The sequence below is a fragment of the Nguyenibacter sp. L1 genome, assembly GCF_035199985.1.
GTDB classification, from domain to species: domain Bacteria; phylum Pseudomonadota; class Alphaproteobacteria; order Acetobacterales; family Acetobacteraceae; genus Gluconacetobacter; species Gluconacetobacter vanlangensis.
Window position 1 is genome coordinate 3,686,405 of the sequence record NZ_CP127015.1, and the last position, 13,469, is coordinate 3,699,873.

Annotated in this window: 11 protein-coding genes and 1 pseudogene; 4 read left to right on the forward strand and 8 right to left on the reverse strand. The window is 68.4% G+C overall.

What is annotated here, in order from left to right:
• Positions 1-99: 99 nt before the first annotated feature.
• The 4 genes and pseudogenes from glnH to QN315_RS16620 form a co-directional block, all read left to right on the forward strand.
• A pseudogene (glnH, locus tag QN315_RS19640) lies at positions 100-792 on the forward strand (glutamine ABC transporter substrate-binding protein GlnH); the annotation flags it as partial.
• A 108-nt stretch (positions 793-900) separates the two neighbouring features.
• Positions 901-1,524, forward strand: coding sequence for a glutamine ABC transporter permease GlnP (gene glnP / locus QN315_RS19645; RefSeq protein ID WP_408904656.1), 624 nt, complete (start codon positions 901-903; stop codon positions 1,522-1,524).
• 2 nt (positions 1,525-1,526) lie between these two features.
• The gene (glnQ, locus tag QN315_RS16615) at positions 1,527-2,249 is read left to right on the forward strand and encodes a glutamine ABC transporter ATP-binding protein GlnQ (protein ID WP_408904657.1); all 723 of its coding nucleotides are present in this window, start codon (positions 1,527-1,529) and stop codon (positions 2,247-2,249) included.
• Positions 2,239-3,273: a C45 family peptidase gene (locus QN315_RS16620; RefSeq protein ID WP_323990456.1), complete on the forward strand. Its 1,035-nt coding sequence runs from the start codon at positions 2,239-2,241 to the stop codon at positions 3,271-3,273. The genes glnQ and QN315_RS16620 overlap by 11 nt, the downstream gene beginning before the upstream one ends.
• 89 nt (positions 3,274-3,362) lie before the next feature.
• On the opposite strand, the gene rsmA is transcribed toward QN315_RS16620, so the two are convergent.
• From rsmA to QN315_RS16660, 8 genes are all read right to left on the reverse strand, one after another.
• Positions 3,363-4,199: a 16S rRNA (adenine(1518)-N(6)/adenine(1519)-N(6))-dimethyltransferase RsmA gene (gene rsmA / locus QN315_RS16625; protein WP_323993586.1), complete on the reverse strand. Its 837-nt coding sequence runs from the start codon at positions 4,197-4,199 to the stop codon at positions 3,363-3,365.
• Positions 4,200-4,270: 71 nt separating this feature from the next.
• Complete coding sequence (locus QN315_RS16630) at positions 4,271-5,623, reverse strand: peptidylprolyl isomerase (protein ID WP_323990457.1); 1,353 nt, start codon at positions 5,621-5,623, stop codon at positions 4,271-4,273.
• A gap of 25 nt (positions 5,624-5,648) precedes the next feature.
• Positions 5,649-7,973 carry an LPS-assembly protein LptD gene (locus QN315_RS16635; protein ID WP_408904544.1) on the reverse strand — a complete coding sequence of 775 codons (2,325 nt, stop codon included), beginning with the start codon at positions 7,971-7,973 and terminating at the stop codon, positions 5,649-5,651.
• A gap of 38 nt (positions 7,974-8,011) precedes the next feature.
• The gene (gene lptG / locus QN315_RS16640; protein ID WP_323990459.1) at positions 8,012-9,124 is read right to left on the reverse strand and encodes an LPS export ABC transporter permease LptG; all 1,113 of its coding nucleotides are present in this window, start codon (positions 9,122-9,124) and stop codon (positions 8,012-8,014) included.
• The gene (gene lptF, locus QN315_RS16645; RefSeq protein WP_176641066.1) at positions 9,121-10,314 is read right to left on the reverse strand and encodes an LPS export ABC transporter permease LptF; all 1,194 of its coding nucleotides are present in this window, start codon (positions 10,312-10,314) and stop codon (positions 9,121-9,123) included. The genes lptG and lptF overlap by 4 nt, the downstream gene beginning before the upstream one ends.
• Before the next feature lie 83 nt (positions 10,315-10,397).
• Complete coding sequence (locus QN315_RS16650; protein ID WP_323990461.1) at positions 10,398-11,843, reverse strand: FAD-binding oxidoreductase; 1,446 nt, start codon at positions 11,841-11,843, stop codon at positions 10,398-10,400.
• Positions 11,844-11,908: 65 nt separating this feature from the next.
• A complete protein-coding gene (locus QN315_RS16655) occupies positions 11,909-12,442 on the reverse strand; it encodes a hypothetical protein (protein WP_323990463.1) in 534 nt (177 codons plus the stop codon).
• Positions 12,443-12,461: 19 nt separating this feature from the next.
• A complete protein-coding gene (locus QN315_RS16660; RefSeq protein ID WP_323990465.1) occupies positions 12,462-13,433 on the reverse strand; it encodes an L-threonylcarbamoyladenylate synthase in 972 nt (323 codons plus the stop codon).
• Between the last annotated feature and the right edge of the window lie 36 nt (positions 13,434-13,469).

Here is a 13,469-nt window from a genome sequence, read left to right on the forward strand (position 1 = left end):
CCGCAAGGGCCGCGCAACGCGCGGCAGGACCGGCCCGCGCCGTCCGCCCGACCGTCCATATTCCAACAAGGCAGTGGGTTTTCGTTAATCGCCGCGATCATGCTCGCGCTGGCGCTGCTCGTGCACGCCCCGGCCCGCGCGGGCGACCTGATCGTTGCGACGGACACGTCCTTCGAACCGTTCGAGTTCAAGCAGGGCAATGCCTATGTCGGCTTTGACATCGATTTGTGGGATGCGATCGCCAGGGACATCGGCGTGACCTACCGGATCCAGCCGATGGACTTCAATGGCATCATCCCGGCCCTGCAGACCGGGCAGGTCGATGTCGGCCTGTCGGGCATGACGATCAAGGAAGTCCGCCGCCGGGTCATCGATTTTTCCGACGGATATTACGACAGTGGCTTCCAGCTTATGGTGCCCATCGGGAGCACGATCACAGGACCCTACGATCTCGCCGGCAAAATAATCGCCATCAAGTCTGGCACGTCGGCTGCCGATTACGCCAAGGCGCATTTTAAGGGCGCCACGCTGCGCGCGTTTCCCAACATCGACAACGCCTTCCTCGCGGTCGCGACAGGCAACGCCGATGCCGCGATGCACGATACGCCCAACATCCTGTATTATCTCCGGACCAACGGCGCCGGACGGATGAAGGTCGTTGGCAGGCCAATGATGGCACAGCAATACGGATTCGCCTTTCCCAAGGGCAGCAGCCTGACGAAGCGCGTCAATGCATCGCTCGCCAGACTCCGGGCGCGCGGGGATTACGACCGGATCTATCTCAAATGGTTCGGTACCCTGCCACCGAAAGCCGATCCGGCCGCGCGCGGGCACGTCACAGCCGCCGCCGTGGCGACCACGGGCGTCCCACGGTTCGACTGGTCGGTGATCGGGGCTGCCATGCCCGAACTGTTGCGCGGGGCGCGGCTGACGGTCTTCATCGCGCTCGCGGGCCTTGCGGGCGGTCTCGTGATCGGCCTCGTCGCCGGGCTCATGCGCGCCTATGGCAGCAAATTCGTCAATGCCGTGGCGATGGTCTATGTCGAGTTGATCCGCGGCACGCCGATTATCGTGCAGGTGATGTTCATCTATTTCGCGCTGCCGCTGATGCTCAAGGTGCGCATCGATCCGCTGGCCGCCGCTGTCGCGGCCATCGTCATCAACGCGGGCGCCTATATCGCCGAAATCGTGCGCGGCGCGTTCCTCTCCGTCCAGAAGGGCCTGCGTGAGGCGGGGCTCGCGCTCGGGCTTCCGTTCTGGAAGGTGCTGCTGCATGTCGTGGGGCCGCTCGCGCTGCGGCGCATGATCCCGGGCCTCGGCAATCAGTTCATCGTCAGCCTCAAGGACACGTCGCTGTTCATCGTGATCGGCGTCGGCGAACTGACGCGGCAGGGGCAGGAAATCATGGCCGCCAATTTCCGGGCTGTCGAAATCTGGACCGCCGTAGCCTTCCTCTATCTCGTGATGACCGGCGTCCTGACGCTGTGTCTGCGCCTTGTCGAAAAAAGGATGCGTATCCTGTGAGCATCGTCGATTTCCAACAGGTCACGAAACGCTTCGGCACCACCACCATCCTCGACGAGGTCGATCTGTCGATCCGGCGGGGGGAAAAAATCGTGCTGATCGGGCCGTCAGGATCGGGAAAATCGACGCTGCTGCGCTGCGTCAATGCGCTCGAGACCATCGACGGCGGCGATCTGGTCGTGGATGGGCACAGTGTGCGCGGCGGTGCAAAGACCGTGCGCTTGATCCGGCAGGAAGCCGGCATGGTCTTCCAGCAATTCAATCTCTTTCCGCAGATGACGGCCTTGCAGAACGTCGCCTTCGGTGCCCGCCGCGTGCGTGGCACGCCACGGCGCGAGGCGGAGGGCCAGGCGCATGATTTGCTGGCAAAGGTCGGTCTTGCCGGGCGTGCGGGGCATTATCCGGGTGAACTGTCCGGCGGGCAGCAACAGCGGGTGGCGATCGCGCGCGCCCTGGCTGTGCGTCCGAAAATCATGCTGTTCGACGAGCCGACCTCGGCACTCGATCCCGAACTGCGCCACGAGGTCCTGCGCGTCATGCAATCGCTGGCCGAAGACGGTATGACCATGATCGTCGTCACCCACGAAATGGACTTCGCCCGCAAGGTCGGCACGCGTCTTATCTTCATGGAAGGGGGCAAGGTGACGGTCGATGGCCCTCCGGCCGAACTGCTCGACAATCCCGTCAACCCCCGGCTGCGGGAATTCCTGCGTCATGTCCACTGATAAGCACGGCGGCCTGCCCGTGATCGACGCCGGGGGCTCCGCGCGTGATATCGGACGCCGGCTTGGCCGGTTCGGGGCGCGCGCCGTCCATGAATATCTGAGAACCACGCCCGCCTGGGCCGCCATCATCGCTCATGCCACGGACGGGCGTGTCACGCGCATGCGCGATGCGGTCCAGTCTCGCTTTCCCGATATTTTCGCTGAACTCCAGGGACTGGCCGAGGGTCTCGAACTGCCGTTTGATGACGTGTTTGCCTGGAACTGCCGGGGCGACATCGCAAGCCTCGCGCCCGACGGCTGCACGACGGTGCAGTTGCCCGGTCTGGACCCCCGTCTGGATCCCGGTCTGGACATCATCGTCGCCCATAACGAGGACGGCGATCCCGGCCTGCGTGGCGCCTGCGGCATCTTGAACGCGCAGCCGGACCGGGGCGCAGGGTTCGAGGCATTCGTCTATCCGGGCTCACTGCCCGGGCATACGTTCGGCGTCAACGATGCCGGTCTCGTGCTCACGGTCAACAATATCCGCCCGCGCGTCATGGGGGACGGCGTGCCGCGCATGGCCCTCGCCCGTGCGGTTCTCGACTGCGCATCGCTCGACAGCGCGGTGACTGTAATCCACGCCACGCCGCGCGCGGGCGCGTTCCACCTGACGCTGGCGCAGATCGGCGATCCGCGACTGCTAAGCGTCGAATTGACCGGGTCGCACTGCTCCGTCACGCGGATCGCGAAGCCAGCACTGCATGCCAATCACCTGATCCACAAGGCGACGGCAGACGCACCGCAGATCGTGACGGCTTCCTCCGGCGCGCGCCAGATCCGCGGCAATGCGCTGTTGGCGGACGCGGGCAGCCGGATCGATCCGATTGCGATCCTGCATGACCGTCATGGTGACTTGCCTATATACCGGTGCGATCCGAAAGACCCGGATGGCGAGAACACATTGGCGACGGCGATGTTTACGATCGGTCCAGACGCGGTCGCGTGGACAATCCGCAACGCACCGACCATGAAGAAGACCTGACCCGGATCTCTCACACCAGGAGGTGCACCGGGCTCTGAAATCGGCGAAAATTCTCGTCGGAAAAAGAAAAGTATCGGGGAAGAAACCCCCTACACATCCCCCCGCGCGACATGGCAGCGCGCCAGCCGGTCGAATTCCGCAATCTCCAGCGTCTCGGCGCGCCGCGCGCCGTCGATCCCGGCCGCCGCCAGCAGCGCCTCGCCGCCGATCGGGCGCAGCGAACCGCGCAGCATCTTGCGCCGCTGCCCGAAGGCGGCGGCCGTCACCTGCTCCATGGCGCGGAACAGCGCGGGCGCCGGTTGCACCGCATGGGGGATCAGGCTGACGACCGCCGAATAGACCTTGGGCGGCGGCGAGAACGCGCCGGGCGGAATACGCATCACCAGCGCGCAGCGGCAGGTCCATTGCGCCAGCACCGCCAGGCGCCCGTAATGGGGCGTGTCCGGGGCGGCGCAGATCCGCTCGGCGACCTCCATCTGGAACATCAGCGTCAGCCGCTCCCACGCCGCCGCCTGGCGCAGCCAGCCCACCAGCAGCGGCGTGCCGACATTATAGGGCAGGTTGGCGACGACCTGCCGCGGGGCAGGGCACAGTTCGCTCAGGTCCTGCCGGGTGGCGTCGGCCTCCACCAGGCGCAGCCGGCCGGGATAATGCGCGGCCAGTTCGGCGATCACCGCCACCGCGCGCGGGTCGATCTCCACCGCCGTCACCGTCTCGGCGGCGCTGTCCAGCAGCGCGCGCGTCAACCCGCCCGGCCCGGGGCCGACCTCCACCACATGCCGCCCCGCCAGGTCGCCGGCCAGCCCGGCAATCCGCGCCACGATCCCCGGATCCAGCAGAAAATGCTGCCCCAGCGCCTTGCGCGCATCCAGCCCATGGCGGGCGATCACCGCGCGCAGCGGCTCCAGCCCCGACCCCTGTCCCAGCTCCTGACCCGCCCCGTCCGGCCGCGCCCCTGGCGTGCGTTCAGCCCCGGTCACAACGCGTTTCCCGTGACCTAGACCTTCGACCGCATGTCGATGATCGCCCGGCGGCGCAAATCGCGGTCCAACTGCCGCGATGCCTGCTCGACCCGCTCGTTCAGCAACTGGTCGGCAATCTCGCTGGGCGTCTGCTGGGCGAAATTCTTCTGCTGGCGCGCGCAGATCATCAGCACGTCGATCCCGTCGGTGGACACCAGCGGATGGCTGGCCTGCCCCACGGGCAGGTTGGCCAGGACCTGCTGCATCTGCGGGTTCACACGTTCCAGTTGCACGTCGCCCGGATTGGCCGCGCGCTTGTCGCCATATTTGTGGTTCTGCGCCTCCAGCTCGGCACAGGAATGCACGGTCGCCGAAATCTGCTGCGCCTCCTTCAGCATCTGCTTTTGCTGGTCGGTCGGGTTGCGCGGGTCCAGCGCGCTGGTGAAGGGCAGGAACGCCTGGCGCAGCGAAACCAGCGTGCCCATCTGGTGGCCGATGACCCGCCGCCCGCTCAGCGTCGCGATGACATAGCCGCCCGCCACGCGGATCGGGTTGGAAATGGCGCCGGTCGGCATCTGTCGCGCCACCGCCACGACCTCGGGGTCCAGGCTGTCTTCCTGCATCCACCCCATCATCCCGCCTTCCAGCGCAGTCTGGTTCTGCGAGAACTGGGCGGCGACGATGGCGAACGGTGCGCCGTTGCGCAGTTCCTGGATGATGGTCTGGGTGAATTTCAGCTCGTCTTCCGAATGGCGCGGGTCATCCACCGGAATGAAGATCTCGCTGATCAGATATTGCGGCTTGCCGTCCTCCTGCCGCAGCGCCGCGTCGCGCTGCGCGATCTCGGCGGCCGTGATGCGCGCGCGCGATCCCATCTCCTCGCGCAGCACCTGGGTCCAGCCCAGTTGCACGCGGATCTGGTCGATCAGCGTGGTCAGTGAAATCCCGTCCTGGGCCAGCCGGTCGCGCAGCGCGTTGTGCGGCATGCCGTTGCGGCGCTCGATATCGCCGATCGCCGCCGCGATCTGCTCGGGCGGCACGTTGATATGGCGCGACAGCATCTCCGCCTGGCGCAGCCGCTCGTCGATCAACTGCCGGACGATCTGCGGGCGCAGCCGCGCCATCACGTCCTCGCTCAGGTTCAGCCCGGCCGACAGCGCGAACAGCCGCCCGCGATTATCGACGTCCCGCCGCGTCAGCACCGTGCCGTTGATGACGGCGATGATCGAATCCTGGTCGACCGCGGCCGACGCGGCCGCCGCGACGGGGGCCGCCGGCTTCGCATGATGGGCGGCCAGCGCCGTCCCGGCGGCGCAGCCCGCCAGCCCGGCAGCCAGCACCCTGGCCAGGATCGTCGAGGAAAAAACGGTCTTCTGGGGGCGTCGCATGGGGCTCGGTCTCTTACGCATCGGGTCAGCCATGGATACCAAAGGCACCGATCGTCTTGAAGGTCAGGGTGAACATGATGGTCGAATTGCGCTGCTGGCCGCCGATCGAGGTATATTGTTTGACATACATGATGTTGAAGCCGAAGCAGTCGTTCTGGTACCCGGCATTGCCGCCCATGGCGACGAATTGCTCGCGCGACAGGCTGCGCCGCACGAAACCCGACACGTGATAGGCCGCCCAGTTGGCCGACGCTCCCATCGTCAGTTCGTTGGTCTTGACGTAATAGGCCGCCGGCGGGTTGCCCGTCTGGATGTTGGTGGCATAATAGTAATAGGGCGTCACCGGCTCATAGACATAGCCCCCGGTCACATGGAAATGCGTCAGCCCGGTGCTCAGCAGCGCGTCGCCGAAATCGACCCGCTTGGCATAGGGGTCCACCCGCACGCGCCCGGTGAAATCGACGAAACGGTTCGGCGCCAGCCGCGCCCGCGCCACCACGTCGGACAGATGGTGGCTCAACCCCGAATAGGGGATGCGGTTCCGGTCGATATGCTCCTGGACGCTCTCGCCGACCAGCGTGTCGATTTCATGGCCGTTCCAGGTCCAGTTGCCATGCAGCCCGAAATTGCCGCGCAGCCCGCCATCCAGCCGATCCGTGCCGGCATAGCGGTTCAGCGAGAACAGCGTCGAATCCGTCAGCTCATAGGCCAGGCTGTCTTCGTTGGGCATGTTGCGCGTGCGGCTGTTGCCGCTGTTGGGCGCCGCGATCACCTGGGCGATCGGCTCCAGGATCTGCGTGCCCCTTCCCCTGGCGAAGGTCCGCAGGAACGGCCAGTTCATCCGCAGCGCCATGGTCGGCAGGGCCTGCCCGCTGGTGGCCGATCGTTTGGTCAGGCCGTACAGCGGCTGCTCGTTCAGGTCGGTCGCCTGGTACAGCGTCGAATCCAGGCGCAGCGTCAGCTTCCACAACTGCCCCAGCCGGTTATGGAACGGCCGGTCCCAGTTCAGCGCCAACTGGCCCCGCTGGTCGCTCACACCGACGGTGCGAAAGACGTAGAAATCGGTCGTATCCACCGACAGCCGCCCGCCCAGCGCATCGGGCTGCCCGAAATAGCTGTAGGTAAAGCGCGGCAGCACCCACGGAAGCTGGTTGTTGTTGATGGTGCCCTGGTTCAGGCCCTGATAGGCCTGGGCGTCCACGCGGGCATAGGCCCCGGTCCCGAACCCTTCCAGATAGACGTTCGAGGCCAGCGTCTCCTGGCCATACCCGGTCACGCGGTAATCGCGCATATAGTTCGCGGACGTCGCCAGGTTGATGTTGGCGCCCGTCCGCCATTCGCGTGAGATCGACGCCTGGGCCTGCGCGAAGACGAAGCCCTGGATGCCGTGGTCGTTGGTCGATCCGGTGGTGTTGCCGAACGTGTTGACGAACGCGCCCTCGCGGTGCGTGTCATAGGCCAGCCCGGCCAGGATGTTCAGCGTGCCGAAATTCAGCGCGTTGCGGTACTGGCTGCTGACCTGCGGCCCGGTCCGGGTCGACAGCAGGGCCTGGATCGTCATGTCCGACTGCCCGTCGATCACCCAGTAATACGGGATGGTGGCATAGCTTCCCAGATACCGGTCATAAGGCGTCAGCCCCGGCGTCAGAAAGCCGCTCTGCCGCTTCACCGACGGATCGGACATCGAAAAGACGGGCAGGTACATGACCGGAATGCCCAGCATGTCGATATAGGCGTCGCGGAACTCGATGCGCTTGTGCTCGGTATCGTCGATCGCGTCATAGGCCCGCAACTGCCAGAAGGGCGGGCGCTCGGGGTGCTTGGCGCAGATCGCGCACGCCGTATAGACCGCCCGCGCCAGGTCGTTGACCTTCGCGTCCGTGCGGCGCATGCCGTTGGCGGCCAGCTTGGCGTTCTCGCTCATCAGGGCGTGCACGCGGGTCATGATGCCATTGCGCATCCCGCCGCTCAGCTCGGCATAGTCGCTGAACAGCACGGTGCCGTCGGGCTGGACCAGCGCGACATTGCCCTTCGCCGCCGCGAGGCCGGTATTGCGGTCATAGGTCACGGTGTCGGCGCGCAGCACGTGGTCGTTCTGCCAGATCTGCACATTGCCCGACCAGGTGACGATCCCGTTGGCGTTGTCGTACGTCACCTTGTCCGCCTGGAACGTCACCGGCTCGTTGCCCGAGGCCGGCGCGCCCGTCTGGACCTGGATCGGCTTGGTCGATATCGCCTGCGCATGGGCGCGATGGACCTGGATCGCCGCGCCCAGCAGGGTGCTGCCCAGCATCGTGGCGGTCAGCAGGGTTCCGCGCGCCTGCGCATGCCGGCCCGCAACGGGGCCCATAAGGCGGACTGACGGGCGGCGGGATATCGGGTTCGGCATTATCCGTCTTCTAGATGAAGCAGAAGCGACACTGCAAGGCACAGCCCGGCCCCCGTCGGCGCCCAGGCCGCCAGAAGCGGCGGCATGGCACCCGATTCGCCGAACTGCGCCGCGACCTTCGAGATCGTGAACAGCGCGAACCCCGCGGCGACGCCGCCGCCTATCATTCGCGCCACCCCGCCGCGCCGGGTCGGGCGCATCGAAAACCCCGCCGCGACCAGCGCCATCGTGCCGGCCAGGATCGGCAGGGTCAGCAGCGACTGGAAATGCAGCCTGTGCCGGATGGACGAAAACCCCGACCGGTCCAGCAGCGCGATGAATCCCGGCAGCGCCCATACCGACAGCGTGTCGGGCGAGGCGAAGCTCTCCTGCACCCGCGCCACCGTCAGGTCGGTCGCCATCACGAAGCGCCCCACCGGCTGCGGCAGATGGTCCGCCCGGATCGTCCGCGCATCCTCCAGCACCCACACCCCGCGGCCCAGGCGCCCGCGCGGCGCCTCCACGCGTAGGATCATATGGTCGGTATCGTCCAGCCGGAAGACGCTGACCCCGCTGATCTCCAGCACGCCCGCCTGCACGTGCACGCCGCGCGCATGCAGGATGGCGACCCCGTGCGGCGCCAGGCCGGTATCCGCCTGGCGGATCCACAGCGCCCCGCCCGACAGGTCCAGCGGCCCGCCGCCGCTGCGCAGATAGACATTGTCCAGCGTCTCCGCCCGCCGGTACATCAGCGACGACAGCGGCGACAGCGCGGCCGTCGCCAGCCCGCCGATCAGCAGCGCGCAGGCCAGCGGCCCGGTCAGGAACTGCCAGGCCGAAATCCCCGCCGCGCGCGCCACGATCAGCTCGGACGACCGCGTCAGCCGCCAGAAGCACACGATCCCGCCCAGCAGCACCCCGAACGGCAGGATCTCGATCATGAAATACGGGACGTGCAGCCCCGCGATCTCGCTGACCAGGCTGGTCGGCACGTTCGGCCGCGTCGCCGCCCGCCGCAGCAGGTCGATGAAATCGAACAGCGAGACCAGCCCCGTCAGCGACAGCACCATCGCCATCACCGCCAGCGTGAATTGCCGCGCGATATAGAAGGACAGTGTGACGGAAACGGTCATGGGCGCGCCGGCTCCGCCGGAAGCGGCCCCGCGCCCCGCGCATCGGGCCCGCTCGCGCCGCGCTGCCGCAATTCCGGCACGAACAGCAGCGCCGCACAGATCAGCCCCGGCAGGATCGCCTCGATCCACATCAGCGGCACCAGCGCGATATTCCGCCCCGCCAGGTTCTGCACCAGCAGGCTCAGCGCCAGCAGCCCCACCACGCTCATGATCGCCACCGCCGGGCGGATGATGTTGCCATGGCGCGAGAACGCGCCGCGCAGCACGCTGACCAGCCCGATCATCGCGAACGAGAAGGCGGTGAACGGCGCCGTCAGCCGCCGCCACGCCTCGACCGCGAACTTGCCCCGGTCCCGGGGCGCGACCACGCGGGGGTCGGGATGCAGCAATTCGCGCAGCGACATCTCCGCCGCGTCGCGATAGCGCGCCTGGTCCCCATGCCCCGACGTCAGGTCGATCGTGTTGCGGTCGAAGGTCAGCACGTTCAGCCGCCCGGTCCGGCGGTCGATTTCCTGCCGCGATCCGTCGAACAGCACCACGCGCGGCTGCTCGCCCACCACCAGCATCACCCCGCGCTCGGCCAGGATGGTCGACGGGTTGTCGGGCTGGCGGTCGTCCTCGACCAGGATGCCGTGCAGGGTCCCGTCATGGTCGCGGCTGCGCACATAGACGGTCATCGTGTCCGACACGGGGGTAAACACCCCCTCCTGCAGCAGGAAGGCCGCCATCCGGTTGCGGATCTGGAACTCGTATTGCTTGAAGGCATGGAACGACATCGGCACGATCCACAGATTCAGGACCATGCAGGACGCGACCGACAATCCCGCGCACAGCAGCCCCGGCCGCGCGATGAAGAACGGCGACAGCCCCGCCGCCCGCATCACCGTCAATTCCCGGTCTCCCGCCAGCCGCTGATACACGAACTGCACGACCACGAAGGTCGTGATCGGCAGGATAACCGCCACGAAGGAGGGCACCAGCATGCTGGTCAGCTCGACGAACACCCGCAGCGACAGGCCGCGCTCGACCACCAGCGACACGAAATGCAATGACTGCGTCAGCCAGATCAGCGCCGCCAGGCCGCCGGTCGTCGCCACCAGCGCCGCCAGCAACTGCCGCAGGACATAGCGGTCCAGCATCGGCAGCCGCGATCGCGGCGACGGACGGTCTTGGGGCGGGACGATCGACATAGGGCTGTGTAGCTCCCCCCGCGCCTCGGCGCCAGAGCCGGCCGTCACCCCGCCGGCCGTCATCCCGGTCGCCCTCCCGATCGTCAGGCGGGCGGGAAGATCGCATCCGGGTTCATCAGTCCGGCGGGATCGATCGCCCGCTTGATCCGCCGCATGGTCTCCAGCTCGGCGCCGCCGCGCCACGCGGGCATCATATAGGGCTTCAGCCGCCCGACCCCATGTTCCGCCGAGAACGATCCGTCCAGGTCGCGCACGACCGCCGCGACCGCATCCATGATCGCATGGTCTTGCGCCAGGAACGCGGCCGGGTCCATGCCCTCCGGCTGGACCAGGTTGAAATGGATGTTCCCGTCGCCGATATGGCCGAACGGCGCGGGCCGAATCCCCGGGATCAGCGCCGCGCACGCAGCACTCGCCCGTTCGATCAGCGCGGGCACCTTCGACACCGGCACCGATACGTCGTTCTTCACGCTGGCCCCGGCCCGGCGCTGGGCCTCGGCATGCTCCTCGCGCAGCTTCCACAGCGCCAGGCGCTGGGTCTCGCTCTCGGCGATCACCGCGTCGCTGACGGTCCCCGCCTCGAACGCGCCGCCCAGCACCGCCTCCAGCGCCGCGCGCAGATCGGCGTCGCGGCGCGGCGTCGCCAGTTCCACCAGCACATAGGCCGGCGCCGGCTCCGCCAACGGCAGGCTCGCCCCGGGCACCAGCCGCGTCACCAGGTCCATCCCCGCGCCCGACATATATTCGAATGCCTGGATCAGCGCCGGGTCCTGGTCGCGAAACGCGGCGAACAGCGCCAGCGCCGCATCCGCGTCGGCCACCGCGCACAGGGCGGCCTCGACCGCCCGCGGCTGCGGCTGCAACTGCAGGATCGCGGCGGTGATAAAGCCCAGCGTCCCCTCCGCCCCCACGAACAGATGCCGCAGGGCATAGCCGGTATTGTCCTTGCGCAGCCGGCGCAGCCCATGGAACACGCCGCCATCCGGCAGCACCGCCTCCAGCCCCAGCACCAACTCGCGCGCATTGCCATAGCGCACGGTGTTGTTGCCGCCGGCATTGGTGGCCAGCACGCCCCCGATCTGCGCCGATCCTTCCGACGAAATCGACAGCGGCAGCAGCATCCCCGCCGCGCGGGCGGCATCCTGCGCCGCCTTCAGCGTGACCCCGGCCTCGACCTCCATCGTCTGGTCCACCGGATCGATCCGCCGGATGCGGTTCATCCGCGACAGGCAGATCACGACCTCACGCCCGCTTTCGTCGGGCGTCGCCCCGCCCACCATGCTGGTATTGCCGCCCTGCGGCACCATCGCGACGCCCGCCTCGGCGCACATCGCCACGGCGGCGGCCAGTGCGGCGCTGTCCGCCGGGCGCAGCACGGCGGCGGCGCGCCCCCGATACAGCGCGCGCCAATCGGTGCAGTACGGCGCGACATCCGCCTCGGCGGTCAGCATGCCGGACGGACCCAGCAGCGCGCCCAGACGGTGCAGCAGCGCGGCGGACGGGGCGTTGGGCAGCGAACGGTCGGTCATGGCAATCGGGATTCCGGTGGTCTGGGGCAGGGGGCCAGGGCGATGGTTTGGCGGGGGGGGCTGGGTCAGTCCGCCGCCACGGCCCGGTCGGGCAGGGCGGGCAGGTTCAGCACGTGCAGCATCTCGGTGCCGGCAATGCCGGCCAGCGCGCCGATCGCGAACGCCAGGGCCACCGCCGCCCGGCGCGGCGCCGCCGGGCGCGCCTGCATCATCGACAGCGCCGCCTGGCTCTCCGCCCGCGCCTGCTGCGTCAGATACAGTTGCGAGCGCAGTTCCTCGTTGCGGGCCCGCGCGCTGCGCAGATCCAGGTCCAGCTTGTTCAGACTCTCGGTCAGTTGCGAAATCCGCGCCCGCGCCGCCTGCATCTCCTGTGCCCCGGCGGCGCGCGGCGCGCGGGGGCGCGGCTGGGCGCGGGCCGGCGGGTTCGGCGCGATCGCGGTGAACAGGTTCTTCAGCGCCCCGCCGGTCGTGCCGTTGCGCCGCGCCCGGTTGCGGATCGCCTCCAGCGCGTTCGCCGACTGCCCCGGCTGGTCCTCCAGGACCAGCGCCAGGATGTCCGACAGGATCTTCAGTTCCTTGGGGTCGAGTTTGTCGCTCATGGATGCCGCGCGCGATCCCTCAGCCCGGCCGGGGCGACGCCGCCCGGCGCAGCCGGTCGCGAATGGCCAGGCCCAGCCCGGTACGCGGGATCGGCATCGCGGCGATCCGCGTCAGCCCGCGCCGCGCTCCCTCGCTGTCCAGGAAACGCAGCCCCGCGAACAGCCGCGACGCCGCCTCGTCCAGATGCCCCTCGGGGCTCAGGTTCCAGGTCAGCCCCCCGCCCGGCAGCGCCGGGCCGAAGGCCAGCAGCGCCTCGTCCGGCGCGACCTCCGTGGCATCCAGCCGCACCGTCAGGCCCGGCGCGTAATGCGACGCCAGCCGCCCGGGCGCGGCCGGCAGCGTGTCGGCATAATCGTCGGGATGCGAGACCGGGCCGCAGATCTCCGCCAGCGCCTCGACGGTCACGCCGCCCGGACGCAGCAGCACCGGCGAATCGCCGGTCAGGTCCAGCACCGTGCTCTCCACCCCGACGGGGCAGGGGCCGGAATCCAGCACCGCGTCGATCCGCCCGCTCAGGCCCCGCAGCACGTGATAGGCATCCGACGGGCTGACCTTGCCCGACAGGTTGGCCGACGGCGCCGCCACCGGCCGCCCCACGGCGCGCAGCAGCGCCGTCGTCACCGCGCCGCGCGGCACGCGCACCGCCACCGACGGCAGGCCGGCCGCCGCCAGGTCCGAAATCGTGCAGCCTGGCCGGCGCGGCAGCACCAGCGTCAGCGGCCCCGGCCAGAACCGCTCGGCCAGCCGGCGCGCCAGCTCGTCCGGCGCCGCCTCGGCGAAGGCGGACTCGGCATCGGGAAAATGGCTGATCAGCGGGTTGAAGCGCGGCCGTTCCTTGGCCGCGAAAATCCGCGCGACCGCGACGTCGCTGGTGGCGTCCGCCCCCAGGCCATAGACGGTCTCGGTCCCGAACGCCACCAGGCCGCCCGCGCGCAGCAGGGCCGCCGCCCGGGCGATCCCGGCGTCATTTGCTTCCAGGCGTTCCGTCATGTCCGCGCCATCCGCTCCCTTCCGCCGGATGATAAT